This is a genomic window from Vibrio sp. bablab_jr001 (genome assembly GCF_016464285.1).
GTDB classification, from domain to species: domain Bacteria; phylum Pseudomonadota; class Gammaproteobacteria; order Enterobacterales; family Vibrionaceae; genus Vibrio; species Vibrio fluvialis.
In genome coordinates this window covers 1-19577 of the sequence record NZ_JACDWZ010000076.1, presented here as the reverse complement: position 1 = coordinate 19577, position 19577 = coordinate 1, and the positions used below count along the sequence as shown (strand labels likewise).

General features: G+C 51.5%; 23 protein-coding genes, 1 tRNA gene and 1 pseudogene. 6 read left to right on the top strand and 19 right to left on the bottom strand.

What is annotated here, in order from left to right:
• Positions 1-5 precede the first annotated feature (5 nt).
• From JIG40_RS12170 to mutY, 4 genes are all read right to left on the bottom strand, one after another.
• A tRNA-Phe gene (locus JIG40_RS12170) sits at positions 6-81 on the bottom strand.
• Between the two features lie 109 nt (positions 82-190).
• Positions 191-1318 (bottom strand): membrane-bound lytic murein transglycosylase MltC, encoded by a 1128-nt coding sequence (gene mltC, locus JIG40_RS12165; protein ID WP_199465388.1) that lies wholly within the window; start codon positions 1316-1318, stop codon positions 191-193.
• Positions 1319-1422: 104 nt separating this feature from the next.
• Positions 1423-1695, bottom strand: a complete 273-nt coding sequence (locus JIG40_RS12160; protein ID WP_032080478.1) for an oxidative damage protection protein — start codon at positions 1693-1695, stop codon at positions 1423-1425.
• A 13-nt stretch (positions 1696-1708) separates the two neighbouring features.
• Positions 1709-2773, bottom strand: a complete 1065-nt coding sequence (gene mutY / locus JIG40_RS12155) for an A/G-specific adenine glycosylase (RefSeq protein WP_047460033.1) — start codon at positions 2771-2773, stop codon at positions 1709-1711.
• Positions 2774-3060: 287 nt separating this feature from the next.
• Between mutY and trmB the strand changes: the two genes are divergently transcribed.
• The 3 genes from trmB (at position 3061) to JIG40_RS12140 (ending at position 5539) form a co-directional block, all read left to right on the top strand.
• Positions 3061-3780 (top strand): tRNA (guanosine(46)-N7)-methyltransferase TrmB, encoded by a 720-nt coding sequence (gene trmB, locus JIG40_RS12150; RefSeq protein WP_199465387.1) that lies wholly within the window; start codon positions 3061-3063, stop codon positions 3778-3780.
• Between the two features lie 172 nt (positions 3781-3952).
• Positions 3953-4873: a glutaminase B gene (gene glsB / locus JIG40_RS12145; protein WP_024374554.1), complete on the top strand. Its 921-nt coding sequence runs from the start codon at positions 3953-3955 to the stop codon at positions 4871-4873.
• Between the two features lie 30 nt (positions 4874-4903).
• Complete coding sequence (locus JIG40_RS12140) at positions 4904-5539, top strand: DNA-3-methyladenine glycosylase (protein WP_158129776.1); 636 nt, start codon at positions 4904-4906, stop codon at positions 5537-5539.
• On the opposite strand, the gene hemW is transcribed toward JIG40_RS12140, so the two are convergent.
• The 7 genes from hemW to JIG40_RS12105 are packed head-to-tail and all read right to left on the bottom strand — an operon-like array spanning position 5536 to position 10283.
• The gene (gene hemW, locus JIG40_RS12135; RefSeq protein WP_158151879.1) at positions 5536-6708 is read right to left on the bottom strand and encodes a radical SAM family heme chaperone HemW; all 1173 of its coding nucleotides are present in this window, start codon (positions 6706-6708) and stop codon (positions 5536-5538) included. The genes JIG40_RS12140 and hemW overlap by 4 nt on opposite strands.
• Positions 6708-7307 carry an XTP/dITP diphosphatase gene (locus JIG40_RS12130; RefSeq protein WP_024374557.1) on the bottom strand — a complete coding sequence of 200 codons (600 nt, stop codon included), beginning with the start codon at positions 7305-7307 and terminating at the stop codon, positions 6708-6710. The genes hemW and JIG40_RS12130 overlap by 1 nt, the downstream gene beginning before the upstream one ends.
• 23 nt (positions 7308-7330) lie before the next feature.
• Complete coding sequence (locus JIG40_RS12125; RefSeq protein WP_158151512.1) at positions 7331-7762, bottom strand: DUF4426 domain-containing protein; 432 nt, start codon at positions 7760-7762, stop codon at positions 7331-7333.
• A 59-nt stretch (positions 7763-7821) separates the two neighbouring features.
• Complete coding sequence (gene yggU, locus JIG40_RS12120) at positions 7822-8112, bottom strand: DUF167 family protein YggU (RefSeq protein ID WP_154184783.1); 291 nt, start codon at positions 8110-8112, stop codon at positions 7822-7824.
• Entirely contained in the window at positions 8112-8669 is a 558-nt protein-coding gene (locus JIG40_RS12115) for a YggT family protein (RefSeq protein WP_024374560.1), read from the bottom strand. The genes yggU and JIG40_RS12115 overlap by 1 nt, the downstream gene beginning before the upstream one ends.
• Positions 8670-8720: 51 nt before the next feature.
• Positions 8721-9539, bottom strand: a complete 819-nt coding sequence (proC, locus tag JIG40_RS12110; protein ID WP_199465386.1) for a pyrroline-5-carboxylate reductase — start codon at positions 9537-9539, stop codon at positions 8721-8723.
• A 36-nt stretch (positions 9540-9575) separates the two neighbouring features.
• Positions 9576-10283: a YggS family pyridoxal phosphate-dependent enzyme gene (locus JIG40_RS12105; protein WP_154184781.1), complete on the bottom strand. Its 708-nt coding sequence runs from the start codon at positions 10281-10283 to the stop codon at positions 9576-9578.
• Positions 10284-10308: 25 nt separating this feature from the next.
• On the opposite strand from JIG40_RS12105, the gene JIG40_RS12100 reads away from it, so the two are divergent.
• Both JIG40_RS12100 and JIG40_RS12095 read left to right on the top strand, forming a co-directional pair.
• Positions 10309-11346, top strand: coding sequence for a type IV pilus twitching motility protein PilT (locus tag JIG40_RS12100; RefSeq protein ID WP_024374563.1), 1038 nt, complete (start codon positions 10309-10311; stop codon positions 11344-11346).
• A gap of 11 nt (positions 11347-11357) precedes the next feature.
• Positions 11358-12464, top strand: coding sequence for a PilT/PilU family type 4a pilus ATPase (locus JIG40_RS12095; RefSeq protein WP_199465385.1), 1107 nt, complete (start codon positions 11358-11360; stop codon positions 12462-12464).
• Positions 12465-12525: 61 nt separating this feature from the next.
• On the opposite strand, the gene ruvX is transcribed toward JIG40_RS12095, so the two are convergent.
• The 8 genes from ruvX to metK all read right to left on the bottom strand — a co-directional run bounded on the left by ruvX (position 12526) and on the right by metK (position 19023).
• Positions 12526-12951 (bottom strand): Holliday junction resolvase RuvX, encoded by a 426-nt coding sequence (ruvX, locus tag JIG40_RS12090; RefSeq protein WP_199465384.1) that lies wholly within the window; start codon positions 12949-12951, stop codon positions 12526-12528.
• A gap of 61 nt (positions 12952-13012) precedes the next feature.
• Complete coding sequence (locus tag JIG40_RS12085; RefSeq protein WP_032080468.1) at positions 13013-13576, bottom strand: YqgE/AlgH family protein; 564 nt, start codon at positions 13574-13576, stop codon at positions 13013-13015.
• Between the two features lie 39 nt (positions 13577-13615).
• Positions 13616-14572, bottom strand: a complete 957-nt coding sequence (gshB, locus tag JIG40_RS12080; protein WP_024374566.1) for a glutathione synthase — start codon at positions 14570-14572, stop codon at positions 13616-13618.
• 12 nt (positions 14573-14584) lie between these two features.
• Positions 14585-15316 (bottom strand): 16S rRNA (uracil(1498)-N(3))-methyltransferase, encoded by a 732-nt coding sequence (gene rsmE / locus JIG40_RS12075; protein ID WP_032080467.1) that lies wholly within the window; start codon positions 15314-15316, stop codon positions 14585-14587.
• A 96-nt stretch (positions 15317-15412) separates the two neighbouring features.
• Entirely contained in the window at positions 15413-16114 is a 702-nt protein-coding gene (locus tag JIG40_RS12070) for an endonuclease (protein ID WP_199465383.1), read from the bottom strand.
• 118 nt (positions 16115-16232) lie between these two features.
• Positions 16233-16733, bottom strand: coding sequence for a SprT family zinc-dependent metalloprotease (locus JIG40_RS12065; protein ID WP_199465382.1), 501 nt, complete (start codon positions 16731-16733; stop codon positions 16233-16235).
• Positions 16734-16807: 74 nt separating this feature from the next.
• The gene (locus tag JIG40_RS12060) at positions 16808-17605 is read right to left on the bottom strand and encodes a DUF2189 domain-containing protein (protein ID WP_047460058.1); all 798 of its coding nucleotides are present in this window, start codon (positions 17603-17605) and stop codon (positions 16808-16810) included.
• A gap of 263 nt (positions 17606-17868) precedes the next feature.
• Positions 17869-19023, bottom strand: coding sequence for a methionine adenosyltransferase (metK, locus tag JIG40_RS12055; protein WP_044366730.1), 1155 nt, complete (start codon positions 19021-19023; stop codon positions 17869-17871).
• 323 nt (positions 19024-19346) lie between these two features.
• Here metK and JIG40_RS12050 point away from each other — a divergent pair.
• Positions 19347-19577: pseudogene (locus JIG40_RS12050) on the top strand (transketolase); the annotation flags it as partial.

Genomic DNA, 19577 nt, shown 5'->3' with positions numbered 1-19577 from the left:
AATTGTGGTGCCCGGAGGCGGAATCGAACCACCGACACGGGGATTTTCAATCCCCTGCTCTACCGACTGAGCTATCCGGGCAACGGAGCGCTATTAAACGGATTTTCCCTTCTGCCGTCAACCAGTTTTTCTAAAAAAATTCAAAAAACGGTTTGTTTGGCGCTATTTTAAGCAAACTGATTGTTTTTTCTCAACCTGCGTTAAATTCTTTCTTAAATTGGGTCACTTTTTCCAGATAACGGCGTGATTCGGCATTCGGATGTTTTTTGGTTAATGCCCAATAAACTTGGTTCGGTTGCAGCGCATTTAAGTCTCTCATTGCTCGCTGACGGTCACGACTGAACGTATTTAACACGCCGCCCGTCCCGCCGTTGTAGGCCGAAATCATGCTGTATTCGAGCGAAGTGGGATTTTGCACATCGCGCAGATAGCGATTTTTCAGAATGTAGAAATACGCGGTGCCAGTATCAATGTTGTTTTCCGGGTTAAACAGATATTCCGGTGTCGGCTCTCCGGAACGGTTTTTGATCAGCTTAAAGACATCGCGCCCGGCTGTTTTCGGCACAACCTGCATCAAACCATACGCGTTGGCCCAGCTCACCGCATATGGGTTAAAGCTGCTTTCAGTTTTGATGATCGCATAGATCAAATCTTCCGGAATGCCGTATTTACGCGAAGCGCGCTGCACGATATCGGCGTACTGATAGCTGCGAATCTGAATCTGATCCGCCACCATCGGAATTTCGACGTAATAGGCTTTTTTGAAATCGACTTGCTTCACTTTGAGCTGATTGGCGATCAGATAATCGGCAAAGCGGTTGGCACGCCAGCTCCACTGAATAGGCTGATTTTCCTGATCCACCACCTGACGATAAAGGAACGGCTGGCCTTTGAGTTCGATGTTTTTGGACGAGAACAGATCAACGTGCGCTGGATCGTCGGGCGTGAGCAGGGTAGTGATGATCGCCTCTTTCAAATGGCCTTTAGGATCGGTCGGCGAGACGGTTTCAATGATGATTTTACCGTCGCTGAAGTTGACTTCCGCGCGGCTGAGGTAGTTATCGATGTATTTGACGTAATTGCTTTTGCCAGCAATTTTTACTTCGCGGCTTCCCCAACGTTTTTCGATGTTGCCAGAGAAACTGTTGATCAGTGCATCAAGTGCGGCGGTGTCTTTTTCGAACTGACCAGGCAACTGAGCCAAGTTTTTCGCAAAACGGTTGGTCGGCTCATAGTTGACGTCATAAATACTTTCGACGAATTCACGACTGCAACCCACTAGCAGTATGGCGGCAAAGCAATAGACTAACTTTCTCATGCGCTCCCCGGCGATGGTTGGGTGAGGGGTCAGAGACAAAAAAGACATCATACCAGAAGGTGATGATGTCTTTCGTAATAACCTCAGCAATAACAGGTGTTCTATTATTGGCTTGGTGGCGTGTAGCCTTCGATATGAACGTCTTTCCCCTCAAACAAGAAGTTCACCATCTCTTGCTCAAGCAGTTTACGGTGCTCAGGATCCATCATGTTGAGCTTCTTCTCGTTGATCAACATGGTTTGCTTGGTTTGCCATTGCGCCCAGGCTTCTTTCGAGATGTTGTCGAAAATACGCTTGCCCAACTCGCCCGGATAGAGTTGAAAATCCAGGCCATCCGCTTCTTTTTGTAATCGAACACAAAATACAGTGCGGCTCATAATGACTTCCTCTTTAATTTTTTTTCGTGTGAATTTCGTACGGAAGACTTTGCAATAGCTGCTTCACCGGAGCAGCTAAGCCGATCTCTTCAGGTTGGCTTAAGTTATACCAAAGACCTTTGTTGGCTTCCATGATGATGTCGGGTTTGCCGGACAATTCCAGCAAAATCGGTGTAATGTCGAGATGATAGTGACTGAATGTATGGCGAAATGCGATCAGTGGTTTCTGCGACAACACCTGTTTTTCGCCAATGCCACGCTTATCGAGCGCATATTCAATCGCCGCATCGCTGTGTTCCGGAAAACAGAACAGGCCGCCCCAGATCCCGCTTTGCGGGCGTTGTTCAAGCCACACATCTTCGCCGTGATGCAGCATCACAAACCAGGTCTCTTTGACCGGTTTTTCGCTTTTAGGCTTTTTGCCCGGATAATCGAGCGGGTTGCCTTGCTTATTGGCTACGCACATCTCTGCGATTGGGCACAGGGTGCATTTGGGCTTAGATCGGGTACAGATCATCGCGCCCATGTCCATCATCGCTTGGTTGTATTTATCGACATCCGATTGCGGCGTGTTAGCTTCTGCGTGTTGCCATAGCTGATTTTCGACTTTCTTTTGTCCCGGCCAGCCTTCAACTGCGAAGCTGCGCGCCAGAGTACGTTTCACATTCCCATCCAAAATCGCGTGAGGCTGTTTATGCACCGAAGAGAGTACGGCTGCTGCCGTTGAACGGCCAACGCCGGGCAGGGCATTCATCTGCTCAATATCGGTTGGAAACTCGCCCTGATACTGCTCAGCAACGATTTTGGCCGCTTTGTGCAGATTGCGCGCGCGGGCGTAATAACCTAAGCCTGTCCAATAGTGCAGCACTTCATCCTGCTCGGCGCTGGCGAGATCGGTTACGGTAGGGAAACGCTGCATAAATCGTTGGTAGTAAGGGATTACGGTCGCTACCTGAGTCTGTTGCAGCATGATTTCCGACAGCCAGACACTGTATGCGGTTTTGTTCTGCTGCCACGGCAGGTTTTTGCGCCCGTATGCGTCGTACCAGGTAAGAATTGCCTTAGCGAAAGGAGTCACAACTTGCTCTATATTGATTGGAATTATGGGGCAAAATTGCACCATAGAATGGCGAGGATGTAAAACAGATGATCAAAATTGCCGCGCGATTAACATCCTTGTTGAGCAAGGTTCAGAGCGTGGTGAGCGCAGGCAATGAAGTGTGTTTGTTGATGGGATAAGCACTTAGCGCCAACTCACGTTGCTCGGGAGTGGCGTTCGACGACAATAACACTTGCGCCCAAAGCAATTCTTTGGATAATCACAAGCCCTTTGAGTCGAGACTAAAAATTGAACAGGCAATACCAATGACTGAAGTAACCAAAAACGAGTTCACCGAAGATGGCAAAATTGTGCGTAAAATCCGCAGTTTCGTGCGTCGTGAAGGCCGCCTGACGAAAGGTCAGGAAGCAGCGATGAAAGAGTGCTGGCCAACGATGGGAATTGATTATCAGGATGGTCTGCTTGACTGGCAGCAGGTGTTTGGCAACAACAATCCTGTGGTACTGGAAATCGGCTTTGGTATGGGCGCCTCACTGGTTGAAATGGCGAAAAACGCACCCGAGAAAAATTTCTTCGGTATCGAAGTGCACAGCCCGGGCGTGGGTGCTTGTCTGGCGTCTGCCCGTGAAGCAGGTATCACTAACCTGCGCGTAATGTGTCACGATGCAGTGGAAGTGTTTGCCAACATGATTCCAGACAGCAGTCTGGCCACGTTGCAACTGTTTTTCCCTGACCCATGGCATAAGAAACGTCACCATAAGCGTCGCATCGTTCAGCTTGAGTTTGCTGAAATGGTACGCCAGAAGCTTATGCTGGGTGAAGGCGTATTCCACATGGCGACCGACTGGGAAAACTACGCAGAACACATGATCGAAGTGATGAATCAAGCGCCGGGTTTCGAGAACATTGCGCAAGAGGGTGACTTCGTGCCACGCCCTGAAGAGCGTCCGCTGACTAAGTTTGAACAGCGTGGCCATCGTCTGGGACACGGCGTTTGGGACATCAAATGCAAACGCATCAGTTAATACTGGACAAGCCGCGGCCGGGCGGCAGATACTAGCCCGGCACGTAACGTGAACGAAAGCCAACATTGCTGCAATGTTGGCTTTTTTGACTGTATTCCTCAGGAAATCGCCGCGGATATGGCGTGCTCTGCTGGAATAGGGACGATAACAATAAGAAAGTAAAGCCGACACAATGAAACCGACACCAGAATTACTGGCGAGCATATTGGATGAAGTTCGCCCACTGATCGGACAAGGAAAAGTCGCGGATTACATACCGGCACTGGCAGAAGTGCCGAATTATAAACTGGGGATTGCGGTCTACACCAATCAGGGTGAAGTGATCACAGCGGGAGATGCTGAGGAAGGATTTTCCATTCAGTCGATCTCTAAAGCGCTGAGCCTGACGCTCGCCATGGGCTTGTATCAACCGGAAGAACTGTGGAGCCGGGTGGGCAAAGAGCCATCCGGACAAGCGTTCAACTCCTTGATTCAGCTTGAAATGGAGCAGGGCATTCCTCGCAATCCCTTCATCAATGCAGGCGCGATTGTGGTGGCAGATATGCTGCACAGCCGATTATCGGCACCGCGTCAGCGTTTGCTGGAATTTGTGCGCCAACTGTGCGGCGAAGAGCAGATCATCTACGATAAAGTGGTGGCGAACTCGGAAATGCAGCACAGCGACCGCAATGCGGCGATTGCCTATCTGATGCGCTCATTTGGCAACTTTGATAACGAAGTGCTGCCGGTTCTGGCCAACTATTTTCACGCCTGTGCGCTGAAAATGAGTTGTGTCGAGCTGGCGAAAACCTTCAGCTATCTGGCCAACAAAGGCGTGTCTGTACTGACACAAGAGCCGGTGATCACGGCCACGCAAAGCAAACAGATTAATGCGCTGCTTGCCACCTGCGGTCTGTATGACGGTGCTGGTGAGTTTGCTTATCGGGTCGGTATGCCGGGCAAATCCGGCGTGGGCGGTGGCATTATCGCCATCGTGCCGGGCGAAATGACCATCGCGGTCTGGTCGCCAGAGCTGGATCCGTCCGGCAACTCGCTGGCAGGCACCAAAGCTCTCGAGCTACTCGCGCAGCGGATCGGTCGCTCTATTTTCTAGGCTCACGACAGGTTGTCAGGGACGGGGATTATGACGAAGGACATGTCACACCAGATTCATCAGACTCTGCTCAACGCGACGCAGCCCTATACGTTGCTCAATCAAGCGATTGCTACCAATGGTGTGCAATCGCTGAACCTGCAACCTGAAGCGCTGTTCTTTCCTTATCTGGCTCGTTCCGTTGCGGGCCAGCAACTCTCCAATCAGGCGGCAAAAACCATCTGGCAACGTGTTGAAGCGCTGCTCAGCGATGATGTGACGCTGTTTGACCTGTTTACCGAACCCAACAGCACGTTACTGCGCCGCTGCGGATTGTCGAATGCTAAAGTGCGCACCATTTGCGGTGTGCGCAGCGCGTTGGAAGACAAGCAGATTGAAACTCATCAACTGGCCATGATGACGGATGAAGAGCTGATTCGCAGTTTGACCCAGTTGTGGGGCATCGGGCCGTGGACGGCCGAAATGACTGCCATTTTTTTCTTTGGCCGCCCCAATGTATGGTCACAAGGTGATGCCTCGTTAAAGCGCGGGCTGGCTTTGTTTGCGGAAAAAGAAAACGCGACCCCAACAGAGCTTCTTGCTGTGGCCGCGCCTTATCATTCCTATTTCGCTCTGCATGTGTGGCAGAGTCTGGATACTGATTTTTTCACGCAAATGGCGGATTAATCTTCTTCCGCCATAAACGCTGCCAACAGATCGTTCAGAAACAGTTTGCCCTTCTCGGTGATCTGCCAGTGGGTATCATTTTCACTCAGATAACCCTGTTCGATAGCCCAGTCCAACGTGGGTTGAATCACAGTGATTGGCAGGCCGGTAGTGGCGCTGAAATCGGCCTTCGGGCACGGTTCAATCAGGCGGAAGCGGTTCATGAAGAACTCAAACGGACGATCCACATCCTCCACCAGTTGTTCGCTGTCGAGGTAAGGCTTCGCCAGGTTCTGGTACGCCGCCAGATAACCGCGCGGGTGTTTGACCTTGGTGGTGCGCACAATGCGTCCGTCAGCAAAACTCAGCTTACCGTGCGAACCACAACCGATACCCAGGTAGTCACCAAAACGCCAGTAGTTGAGATTGTGCTGACACTGATAGCCCGGTTTGCTGTAACCCGAAATCTCATACTGCACATAACCTGCCTCGGTCAGTTTCTGATGACCGAGATCGAAGATGTCCCACAGCGCATCGTCGTCCGGTAAGGTCGGTGGCTTGAAGTAGAACATGGTGTTCGGTTCAATGGTGAGCTGATACCAAGACAGGTGCGGCGGCGCGAGTTCGATGGCGCGATCGAGATCCGCCAGCGCTTGATCCAACGTCTGATCCGGCAGGCCGTGCATCAGATCGAGGTTAAAGCTGTTTAAGCCAATCTGATGCGCCAGCTTGGCGGCATTGACGGCTTCGTCCCGACCGTGAATACGCCCCAGACGAGAGAGTTTCTCCGGTTCAAAGCTCTGCACCCCAATCGAAATACGCGTCACACCCACGTGGCGATAAGCGGCAAAGCGCTCGGCTTCGATGGTGCCCGGGTTGGCTTCCATGGTGATCTCGATATCGGGTTTAAACGCGATACGCGCTTCAATTCCGCGCAGTAAGCGGCCGATGCCGTCGGCCGAGATCAGGCTTGGCGTGCCGCCGCCGATGAAGATCGAGTGCAGCAGACGCGGATCGCCCGCCAGCTGGTAGCGCTCGATATCGGTATCGAGATCTTCCAACAGCGCATCAATGTATTCCTCTTCCGGAATGTCGGCTTTGAGAGCATGCGAGTTAAAATCGCAATACGGGCATTTCTGCACGCACCACGGTATGTGTACGTATAGGCTGAGTGCCGGAGGAGTCAACATCACTGCTTTTGCTCTTCAATCGCCTGAAACAGTTTTTTCAGCGCCTGACCGCGGTGCGACAGCTGCTTTTTACGCATCGGTTCAAGCTGAGCCGATGCGCAGTTCTCTTCCGGAACGAAGAAGATCGGATCGTAACCAAAACCGTTGCTGCCGTGTGCTTGTGTCAGGATACGACCTTCCCATTTGCCGTGGCAAACCAGCGGCGTCGGATCGTTCTCATGGCGCATCAGAACCAATACGCAGTGAAAACGTGCGCTGCGCTGCGCTTCTGGCACGTCTTTCATCGCATCGAGCAGCTTTTCCAGGTTTTGTTGATCGGAGGCATCCTCACCCGCGTAGCGCGCAGAGTAAACACCGGGTGCGCCGCCAAGGTAATCGACTTCCAGACCGGAGTCATCGGCAATGGCTGGTAAACCCGTTTCTTTGGCCGCGTGGCGCGCTTTGATGATGGCATTTTCGATAAAGGTAGTGCCGGTTTCGGCCACCTCAGAGACATTGAATTCGCTTTGTGCGACCACATCAAAACCAAAATCAGCCAACAGGTCGGCCATTTCACGTACTTTGCCCTGGTTTCCGGTGGCTAATACAATCTTCTTCATCGCACTCTCTTTTCGGTTAAAGGTTACTTCTCAACGTAAAACTTCTGAGTGAATCTCAGCTTTCCAGCGCCTTTGAGGCCTGCGTTGACATCAATATCAAAGCTGAGATCCTCTTCATTGCTGATCGGGAATTCTGCCAGATAGTAAATCGCATTACCTTCTTTGACTTCGCTGAACTCCAGTACGCGCATGTTGCCGATCAGGTTCTTCACCTGACCTGACAGCTTCGCTTCTACCGCGGGCTTACCCGCAGTGCTGGTATCAAGCACGCTGATGTTGAGCACCGCTGAATAACCATTACGGGTCAGCTTGTAGCTTTTCGCCACCTGCGGCGTCAGAAACGTTGAGTTAAAAGCGGAGTAGTGTACCTCAACATCCTTAATGTTGATCAATTGCTCTGCATTGGCAGGTAACGCGGCACAAGCGAGCAATAGGGCGAGTATCCATTGACGCATGGGTTTTCTCCTTCTTGAAAAAAATATTCCCCACCATATGAGGGCGGGGAACTGGCTATTTAGTCGAGTATGGCTTGAACTTCGGGCGGAATCTGTGCCGGAGTATGGATGCGTAGTTGTTTATGACGCCCCAGTTCTCCTTTCTCTATATCGATCAGGCCCTTGGCAACTTTACACTGTTTGGCCAGGTATTTACTGAGATGAGCGTTGGCTTTTCCGTCCACTGGTGGCGCGGTAATCGCCACCTTCAGTTCATCTCCGTGCAACCCCACAATGCTGTCGCGACTGGCTTTGGGTTGAATATAGAGTCGCAGCAGCAGATCGTCCCCTTCAAACCATGCTGCTTTCATTATAGCTGATACCAGATTGGGCCGATGATATCGCCCATCAGGAAGTTGGCAAACTGTAGTGCGATAAACAGCACCAGCACGCTCAGATCAAAGCCACCCATCACCGGAATAATGCGGCGAATTGGTGCCAGCATCGGTTCTGTCAGTTGGTGGAATACGTATTCTACCGGGCTACGACCCTGGCTGACCCAGCTTAGAATCGCACGCAGCAGCAGTACCCAGAACAGCAGGCCACCCGCCGCTTTAACAAGCGACAATAGACCCAGAAGAAGGAAGTCTGCACTGAACACAACGCCGCCGCGAGACGCAATCAGGATCAGCGCGACGTATTTGAGAATACACAGCACGTAACCAAACAGCACGGTGGCTAAATCCAGACTGCCGATCGATGGAATCACACGACGTAGTGGGCCAACCACGGGTTGCGTCGCTTTGACCACAAACTGAGAAAATGGGTTGTAGAAATCTGCACGCGCTGCCTGTAGCCAGATTCGCAGAATCACGACCATGATATAAATATCAAACAGGGTGGAGATTAGAAAACTCATTGCATTCATAAGAAGCCCTTACTACATATGGTGGTCACTCAACACTGGGTGACCGTCAGTTTAAAATAATTTTTCCATCTCTTCGGCGCGGCTGACTGCCGCGCGCATCGCTTTGGCCACGATGTCCGTTAACTGATGTTCGTTAAAGGTACGGATGGCTTCTGCGGTGGTGCCGCCTTTCGATGTCACCTGTTCGCGTAGCGTTGACAGTTCGATGTCAGGATTGGCTTGCACCATTTCAGCGGCGCCCAGCGCTGATTGTTGCACCAGCAGGCGCGCGGTCTCTTTATCAAACCCTTGCGCCATCGCTTCGGCTTGCATTGCTTCCATAAACAGGAAGAAGTACGCCGGAGCGCTGCCCGCTGCCGCAATCACGCTGTTGATGCTGGATTCCTGTTCTACCCAGCACACTTTGCCTACCGCAGCCATCAGTTCGGCGGTGAACGCTTTATCGGCTTCAGACACGGATGCGGACGCATATAGCCCGGCCATGCCGCGATTCACCAGTGATGGTGTGTTTGGCATCACGCGCACCAGATTCAGTGTACTGCCAAGCATGGCGTTGAGACGTTCCACCGATACACCTGCGGCGATGGAAATCACCAGCTTATTAGAAAAATCGATCACTTGCAGCGGCTTACATACGTCCGCCATCAACTGAGGTTTGACCGCCAGCACCACCACGTCAGCTTCGCTTGCCGCAGCCAGGTTGTCGCTGGTGGTACGAATGCCATAGTTGTCTTCCAATGGTTTGCGACGCGTCTCTGACGGTGCGGTGGCGATTATGTGTTGCGCCGGGTAGCCGCTGCCCACTAAGCCTGCAATGATGGCGTGCGCCATGTTTCCTGCGCCAATAAAGGCGATGGTTCTCTGTTCCATGATCTCATCCAAATCAAAAATAGGGTTGATGCATTGTTACGAGCGACTGTAGTCACGCTGACCAAAAATCGCCGTACCAATCCGCACAATCGTGCTGCCTGCTTCAATCGCGGCTTCCATGTCGCCACTCATGCCCATCGACAGAGTGTCGATGCCGTCATATTTTTCGGCCAGCCGGTCTTTCAATGCCGCCAGTTGGCGAAATGCCGCAAGTTGCGACGGGTAGTCCGGCACGTTTTCCGGAATGGACATCAATCCTCTTAAAGTGAGGTTTGGCAGGCCGGAAATCAATTCTGCAAGTGTAAATAAATCATTCTCGCTGATGCCGGATTTCGAGGCTTCGCCACTGGTGTTGACTTGAATCAGCACCTGCAGTGGCGGCAAATGAGCGGGGCGCTGCTCACTCAGGCGCTGTGCAATCTTGGCGCGGTCAATGGTGTGCATCCAGTCGAAATGCTCGGCGATCTGCCGGGTTTTATTGGACTGCAGCGGGCCGATGAAGTGCCATTCGAGATCGAGTTCCGGGTGATGCTCGGCAAAAAACTGCACTTTATCGCAGCCTTCCTGCACGTAGTTTTCGCCAAAGGCACGCTGACCTGCCTGTGCCGCTTCGAGAATTGCCTCGACCGGTTTGGTTTTGCTGACAGCCAGAAGTTGCACAGAGCTTCGAGGACGGCCACACTTTTGTTGTGCGTTTTCGATCTGTGAAGTGATATGTTCAAGATTTTGTTGAATACTACTCATAGCCAGACTTTACTAAGGAAAATAGATGGATATCTCTGAGTTACTGGAATTTAGTGTAAAGCATAATGCGTCAGATCTACATCTTTCTGCGGGTGTTCCTCCTATGGTACGCATCGATGGTGAAGTGAGAAAGCTTGGCGTACCTGCGTTTACACACGCTGATGTGCATCGATTAATTTTTGAAATTATGAATGATGCCCAGCGCAGTGAGTACGAAGAAAAGCTGGAAGTGGACTTTTCCTTTGCGTTACCGGACATCGGCCGATTTCGTGTCAACGCTTTCCATCAGTCGCGCGGCGCTTCTGCGGTATTTCGTACCATTCCGACCGTGATCCCGACTCTGGACCAGCTTGAGGCTCCGGAAATTTTCCACAAAATCGCCAATTACGAAAAAGGTTTGGTGCTGGTGACCGGACCGACTGGCTCGGGTAAATCAACCACGTTAGCGGCGATGGTCGATTACATCAACGCAACCCATAACAAGCATGTGCTGACTATCGAAGATCCGATTGAGTTTGTGCACAGTAACAACAAATGCTTGATCAACCAACGTGAAGTACACCGCGATACCCACAGTTTTAAAAACGCGCTGCGCAGCGCATTGCGTGAAGATCCGGATGTGATTCTGGTCGGTGAGTTGCGCGATCAGGAAACCATCAGCTTAGCGCTGACGGCGGCGGAAACCGGCCACTTGGTGTTCGGCACGCTGCACACCAGTTCGGCGGCGAAAACCATTGACCGCATCATCGATGTGTTCCCGGGCAGCGACAAAGACATGGTACGTTCAATGTTGTCAGAATCGCTGCGTGCGGTGATTGCGCAAAAACTGCTCAAACGTCTGGGTGGCGGGCGAGTGGCGTGTCATGAAATCATGTTGGCGACGCCTGCTATCCGTAACCTGATTCGCGAAGATAAAGTCGCGCAGATGTATTCGATCATTCAGACTGGCGCCTCCCATGGAATGCAGACTATGGAGCAGCATGCCAAACAGTTGATCGCGCAAGGGCTGGTGGATCCGGCAGAAGTGCAGAAGAAAATTGAACTGGAAATGTCCGCGTTTTAAGAGAGAACACGATGCAACTCGAGGAGTGCCTGCAAGGCATGATGACGCATAAAGCGTCAGATCTATATATTACTGTGGGCGCCCCCGTGCTGTACCGGGTCGATGGTGAACTGCGCGCGCAGGGTGAGAAGCTGGATGAAGCGCAGGTCAGCGCGCTGCTGGCTGCGATGATGGATGAGGCGCGCCATGCGGACTATCTGACGACGCGTGAAGCTAACTTTGCCATCGTGCGTGATTTGGGGCGTTTTCGCGTCAGCGCCTTTTTTCAGCGCGAACTACCCGGTGCGGTGATTCGCCGCATAGAAACGCAGATTCCGACCTTTGATGAACTCAAACTGCCAGCGGTGCTGAAAGATCTCTCGATTGCCAAACGCGGTTTAGTGTTGGTGGTTGGGGCTACAGGATCGGGGAAATCGACTACCATGGCCGCGATGACTGGCTATCGCAACACGCACCGCAGCGGGCATATTCTCACCGTCGAAGATCCGATTGAATTTGTCCATGAGCACCAGCGCTGCATCGTGACACAGCGTGAAGTGGGATTGGACACTGAAAGCTATGAAGTGGCGCTGAAGAACTCGCTACGCCAGGCGCCGGATATGATTTTGATCGGTGAGATCCGCAGCCGTGAAACCATGGAATACGCAATGACCTTCGCCGAAACCGGTCACTTGTGCATGGCAACTCTGCACGCCAACAACGCCAACCAAGCGCTCGAACGTATTTTGCATCTGGTGCCAAAGGAGCTGCGTGAACAATTTCTGTTTGACCTGTCGATGAACCTCAAAGGCGTCGTAGGTCAGCAACTGATCCGCGATAAAAACGGGCAGGGGCGTCACGGCGTGTTTGAAGTGTTGCTCAACAGTCCACGGGTGTCGGACATCATCCGACGCGGCGATTTGCATGAGCTGAAAAGCACCATGGCGAAATCGAAAGAGGTCGGCATGCAAACCTTTGATCAGGCGTTGTATCAGTTGGTGGTCGAGAACAAGATCAGCGAGCAGGATGCGCTGCACTGTGCCGATTCGGCCAACGATCTGCGCTTGATGCTCAAGACTCAGCGGGGCGATGTGACCAGCAGCGGTTCGCTGGATAACGTGCAAATAGACATGGAATAAAAAACAGCCACGACAGTGGCTGTTTTTTTAATTCGCGAGATACTTTTCATGTGCACCGAACTTACTGGTTCCACAAGCTCTCAAACCAGCTTTCTAGAATGATGACCGCCGACTGGCAATCGACATTGCCTTTGCTCAATGCTTTATAACCACCCATCGAGAACAGTTCGGAGCGCGCTTCAGTGGTTGAGAGGCGCTCATCGTGCAGTTCAACTGGCAAACCAAAACGGCCATGCAGGCGCTGGGCAAATTTCTTCGCCCGCGGCGTGATGGTCTCCAGCGCTTTGCCGTGCAGATCGGTTGGCAGGCCAACCACCAACAGATCCGGTTGCCACTCTTTGATCTGTTTTTCAATATCATCCCAATTCGGAATGCCGTCATTGGCTTTGAACGCTTTCAGCGGTGACGCGGTGCCAGTGATCTCCTGACCGATTGCGCTGCCGATACTTTTGGTGCCGAAATCAAACGCCATAATGGTACGTGACATAGGGTGTTTCTCGTGGGTCTAAACGTAAAAATAAACAGCGCTTCGAGAAGCGCTGCTGCAATTAAGCGTGGCCGGACTGAGTCGACAACTGGTGCGGATTAATGCCGAGCTTTTGAATCGCCTTGTTCCATTTTTCGTGGATTGGCGTGTTAAAGATCAGCTCCGGATCGGCTTCAATCGTCAGCCAGGAGTTCTCAGCCAGTTCATCTTCCAGCTGGCCCGGAGACCAGCCAGAGTAGCCAAGGGCGACGATGTAGCCGCTTGGTTCTGCTTCGGTGCCGAGCACGGTCAGAATGTCTTTGGACGTGGTGACGGCAATGTCGTCGGTCATACGAATGCTGGATTCGTAATGATCTTTGGGGCGATGCAGAATAAATCCGCGATCTTCCGACACCGGCCCACCGTTGAATACCGGACGTTTCAGGCTGTCTTCGTGTGATTGCGGATAAGCGGGTTCGACTTCCACCTGCTGCAACATGCCGCCGACCGTAATATCGATCGGCGCGTTGATCATCAGCCCCATCGCGCCTTCTTCGTTATGCTCGCAGATGTAGATGACACTGTGCTTGAAGTACGGATCCTTCATGCTCGGCATCGCTACGAGAAAATGGTTCGTCAGATTCATCTTGTCTCCAACCTTCTAGCGTTCAGGAGCTAATGCTCCTTACAGTGACAATGCTTTAATGCGACGCTCGATCGCATCCATGAGTTTGCCAGTGATTGAGATATCGAACGCCGCCTCAATTTCGCGAATACAGGTTGGGCTGGTTACGTTAATCTCAGTCAGTTTATCGCCAATAACGTCGAGGCCAACAAAGATCAAGCCTTTCTCTTTTAGTATCGGAGCGACGGTTTCTGCAATCTTGCGATCCGTCTCGCTCAGTGGACGTGGTTCGCCGCGTCCACCGGCCGCCAGGTTACCACGGGTTTCGCCTTGTGCCGGAATACGCGCCAGGCAGTAAGGCATCGGTTCGCCGTCGACCACCAGAATACGCTTGTCACCGTTGCTGATGTCTGGGACGAACGTTTGCGCCATGCAGTAATTCTGGCCGTGGTTAGTCAGGGTTTCGATGATCACAGAAACGTTTGGATCGCCTTGTTTGACGCGGAAAATGGATGCGCCACCCATGCCGTCCAGCGGTTTCAGGATCACATCACCATGTTGTTCGCGAAACGCTTTAATTTTCTCTGCTTTGCGGGTCACAATGGTGGTTGGAGTCAATTCCGGGAACCAAGCGGTGAACAGTTTTTCGTTACAGTCACGCAGGCTCTGCGGTTTGTTTACGATCAGCGCGCCATCATCTTCCGCACGTTCCAGGATATAGGTGGCGTAGATGTATTCGGTATCAAACGGAGGATCTTTACGCATCAGTACAGCATCAAGTTCAGACAGCACGATGGTTTGTTCAGATTTGAATTCGTACCAGCCGTTTGGATCTTCTTTCAGTTCGACGACTTTGGTGTCAGCCATGGCGACGCCTTGATCTAAGTGTAGATCATTCATCTCCATGTAATGAATCTCATAACCGCGACGTTGCGCTTCTAGCATCATGGCGAAGCTGGAATCTTTCTTGATGTTAATGGACGAAATCGGGTCCATAACGATACCGAGTTTAATCATTGCTCATCTCCGTTAGCCAAGATCGCCGAAACGAACTTGCAGGGCTGTAATTGCGGTAAGAGCTGCGGTTTCGGTGCGCAGCACACGAGGGCCTAGCAGCGTCTCTTCAAAGTGGTATTGCTGGGTCATGTCGATCTCTTCTGCCGACAGACCGCCTTCAGGACCAATCAGCAGACGCACTTTGGTCACTGGCTCCGGAAGGGTGTTGATCGAATATTTGGCGCGTGGGTGCAGGTTGAGTTTCAGTGCGTCGGTTTGTTCGGCACACCACTCTTCCAGCGTCATGATGGGGCGAATTTCAGGCACTACGTTGCGGCCGCATTGCTCGCAGGCACTGATGGCTATCTTCTGCCATTGTTGCAGTTTCTTCTCGAAACGTTTGGCATCAAGCTTCACGCCGCAGCGTTCAGACAGCAGAGGCGTAATGGTATTGACGCCAAGTTCGACGGATTTCTGGATGGTGAATTCCATCTTATCGCCGCGCGAAATTACCTGACCCAAATGCAGATGAAGTGGGGATTCAAGGTTAGTTTCGATGCGCTCGGCCAGATCAACCACGACCTGCTTTTTCCCCGCTTCACTGATGATGGCCGGAAACTCCGCGCCGCTGCCGTCAAACACCAGCACTTCCTGACCTTCCTGCATACGCAAAACGCGAGCGATATGACCGGCAGCGTCTTCGCTTAAAACCAACGGGCCAAGGTGAGTGATAGGTTGCGGATGATAGATACGGGGAACTCGCATGCTGTTTTTCCTGAAATTGCGCTGTTTACTGGCATCTAACATGGATGCTCAAAGTGAAAAAAACAAGGGCGATGTCATGATTGTCCTCAGATTGGTTTAACTGCGGCACTGCTGGCGCACAAACGGGTTGTGGTTGCCCTGAATCTTGAAAATGCGCTGATCGCGTTCGCATTCCCATTTATCGACCGGATATTGGCGATTCCACACCTGCATCAGTTGGGTCTGGGATTTGGACAAACGAAAACCATATTCCTCGCTCATGTAGAGGTAGGTACGTGCAATCGCGCCGCGCGCCCGTTCCGGCGGCATCACTTTACGCTGTTGGAAATTGACCTGCATTTCGCATTGACCGTAAGTGGCGCCGTCCGTGCCGTTCCACTGGCTGAAATTGAGATTGGAACGATCGCCGTTCACTTCGCCGATGGCCGGTGTCAGGTTATGCAGGTCCGCTTCCATGCGCTTGAACGCCGTATCGTTGCGGCTGCACTCTTTGCGCCCGCCCTTTTGCCAGCACTGTAACTGGTGGCCGAACTGCCAGGCAGGAACTACGTGTTCCCATTCAATCTGGCTGGCACGCGTTTTCTGCTTGCGGACTTTATAGCCGCAGCCTTGCAGATCGGGCGTGCCTTTTTTACCTTGCCACTGAATATCACAGCCGCAATAGAAGGAGACCGGATGATCCTGATAGATCTTCACGGCCTCTTTTTTGGCCTGGGAAAACGAAGCGGGCGCGGACGCCCACGCAAAAGAGGCGGCCAATAACAGGCTGCCAGTGAGTGACAAGCGAAAACGAAACATAAATAAAGACTGGTTTTAGTATGATTTTTATCAGTCTATCACTCAAAAATCTGAAATCTAGCATGGGGTTGCATTCATGCAGCAACATAAGTGCATTGCGACAGATGAGGGAATGTTCTCAGGACAGTTGGTTGCCTGTGAAGGTCAGCGTTTGCTGGCACTGCTGGCAGCGATATACGGCCTGATTACGCAGAACTTTGTTATGACGGCGAATCGACAGCGGGTAGCGATTGCAGGCGCACAGATATTCAAAAGTTTTCCCTTGTACCGACTCCACGGAAAAGCGATGCGTGGTATTGGCAGCAATGGCGAATACCTGCGTCATCACTTGCTGCCATTCGGCACCGTGAGGTTTGACTCGGCCATAGACGGCATAAGTGATCAAGTGGGCGATTTCGTGTGGAATGACTTCATCCAGAAAGGCCTGACGGTTTTCCGCAAACAGGACCGGGTTGAGACGAATTTCCCATAACTGCAGATAGGCTTTGCCTGCGACTTTGCCGCGCAAACGAAAGCTGAGTTTGGGCCGAGCAAAGGCACGGCCAAAGTGGCGGGATGCGATGTCGATACAGCGTTGAATTTGCGTTTGAGCGCGGTACTGCAGTTCAAAATCGACCAAGAAAAATCTCCAAAAAAAGCCTCAACGTACTGTTGAGGCAATCATAACACTATTTGCAAAGTAAGGTTGGAGACCTAGGAGTTGTGTTTTTTCTTAATAATAGCGTGGTAGGCATGCCAGGTGCTGTAACCCAGAATTGGCATAGTGAATAACATACCGATACCGTAGGTGGCAAAGCCAATCAGGAGGCCGCCGCAGATGATTCCTGCCCAGACGATCATGGCCGGAATGTTCGATTTCACGGCGTTAAAACTACTAAAGACCGCGGTCATGACATCCACGCGGCGTTCCATCATTAACGGAATGGAAAACGCAGAGATGCTGAAGATGACACAGGCGAACACAAAGCCCACCAGAGAACCGATAACCAAGAAGGGTAAGAAGTCGGTGATTGGTGCGCCCTGAACGGATGGATAGAGTGCGTGCAGCAGTGCGGCGATGCGCATCCAGAATATCATGGCGACCGCCAGCATGACGGCAAAAGCCCATTGTGAGCTGGAGTTACGCGTAATCGCTTTGATGGAGTGCAGCAGACCTGCGGAATGGCCTTTTTCCCGTTCCCAACTGGCGGCGTACAAACCGAGAGCCAAAAACGGACCAATCAGCATGTAGACCACAAGGCTTGGCAGGATCACCAGATGGGTTCCTTGCCATTGCACCAGCAGCACAATACCAATTGCGGCGGCCATAAAGCATAAACCATAAAAAGCACTGATTAACGGCATGCGGATGAAATCATGGAGTCCAAGCGCAAGCCAGTGAAACGGAGTCGACACGCTGATCTTGTTGCATGGCAGCGTGTGGGCATACTCCGGAGGGCTGACTTCTTTTTGCTTCTGGTCGAAGTCAGATGGGTTAACCGTACGAGGCATACATCCTCCTTGATCGAGGTGGCAGAGACAGAATGATGCGATGCTCGCTGTATCAACCTGCTACGCAGCAACGCACTGTGATTACGTTGTGGGTTAATGAGCTTGGTTTTGAATTTATACTCATTAACACTTTATTAACTATTGCCGAGCGGCAATGAAAATACAAACTTGTTGAATAAAATTTGTTCAGCAAGAGCGTTTGAGAAGAAGAAAATAAAAAAGCCCCTGTCTTGCGACAAGGGCTTTTTCAGGATTCGGTCGGCTTATTTCAGGCCAGCGAATTCACGCAGTTCAGCTGCTTTGTCAGTCGCTTCCCAAGGGAACTCTTCGCGACCGAAGTGACCGTATGCTGCTGTCTTCTTATAGATAGGTTGCAGCAGGTTCAGCATCTCTTGCAGACCGTATGGACGCAGGTCGAAGAACTGACGTACGGCTTCGATAATGATGTCGTGAGACACTTTCTCAGTACCGAAAGTTTCGACCATGATAGATGTTGGGTCTGCCACACCGATCGCGTAAGACAGTTGGATTTCACAACGATCTGCCATGCCAGCTGCTACGATGTTTTTCGCTACGTAACGTGCTGCGTATGCGGCTGAACGGTCTACTTTTGATGGATCTTTACCAGAGAATGCACCGCCACCGTGACGAGCTGCGCCGCCGTAGGTATCAACGATGATCTTACGACCAGTCAGACCACAGTCACCCATTGGACCACCGATAACGAAACGGCCGGTTGGGTTGATGAAGTATTTGGTTTCTTTGGTCAGCCACTCTGCTGGCAGAACAGGTTTGATGATTTCTTCCATCACCGCTTCGCGCAGATCTGGAGTAGAGATCGAATCACAGTGTTGAGTTGACAGAACAACCGCATCGATACCGACGATTTTGCCTTGCTCGTACTGGAAAGTTACCTGTGATTTTGCATCCGGGCGCAACCATGGCAGAGTGCCGTTTTTACGCACTTTCGCCTGACGCTCTACCAGACGGTGAGAGTAAGTGATTGGCGCTGGCATCAGCACTTCGGTTTCGTTACATGCGTAACCGAACATGATGCCCTGGTCGCCGGCACCTTGCTCCTTAGGATCGGTTTTATCAACACCTTGGTTGATGTCTGGAGACTGCTTACCGATGGTGTTCAGTACTGCACATGAGTTAGCGTCAAAGCCCATATCTGAGTGGACGTAACCAATTTCACGCACAGTTTCACGAGTCAGTTCTTCGATATCAACCCACGCTGATGTTGTGATCTCACCGCCGACCATTACCATGCCGGTTTTTACGTAAGTTTCACAAGCAACACGTGCTTTTGGATCTTGTTCCAAAATGGCATCTAGAACCGCATCAGAGATTTGGTCTGCGATTTTATCTGGATGACCTTCTGATACCGATTCAGAAGTAAACAAGTGCTTAGCCATGATAGCTCCAATTCTATAATCAAAAGAGTAGCGAAAAGGGTCCGCTACTCTGCAAAATCGTTCATTATGTAGGCGTTTCTACATCTAGACGTCTATTCTAGTTTTGAATGCTCAAATTACAAGCTCTTTTTTCTTCTATCTCATAGCCAAACGTTTGCCCAATTCAGGGGTTTTTCAGCCATTGTTCAGCGATATGTTGTAAAGCATTGCAAAAATAGAACAAATCGCCAGCAAAAGGTTTGCAGTGCCGAAAGGGCTTTGCGACAATATTGGCCACTCAATTTTCGGATACTTTTACTTCGCTTATCGCTTTAGGAGCTGACATGTCTTCTCGCAAACAACTGGCTAACGCAATCCGTGCACTGAGCATGGACGGTGTACAAAAAGCTAACTCTGGCCACCCGGGCGCACCAATGGGTATGGCTGACATCGCTGAAGTGCTTTGGCGCAGTCACTTGAACCACAACCCACAAAACCCGAACTGGGCAGACCGCGACCGTTTCGTGCTGTCCAACGGCCACGGCTCAATGCTGATTTACTCTCTGCTGCACCTG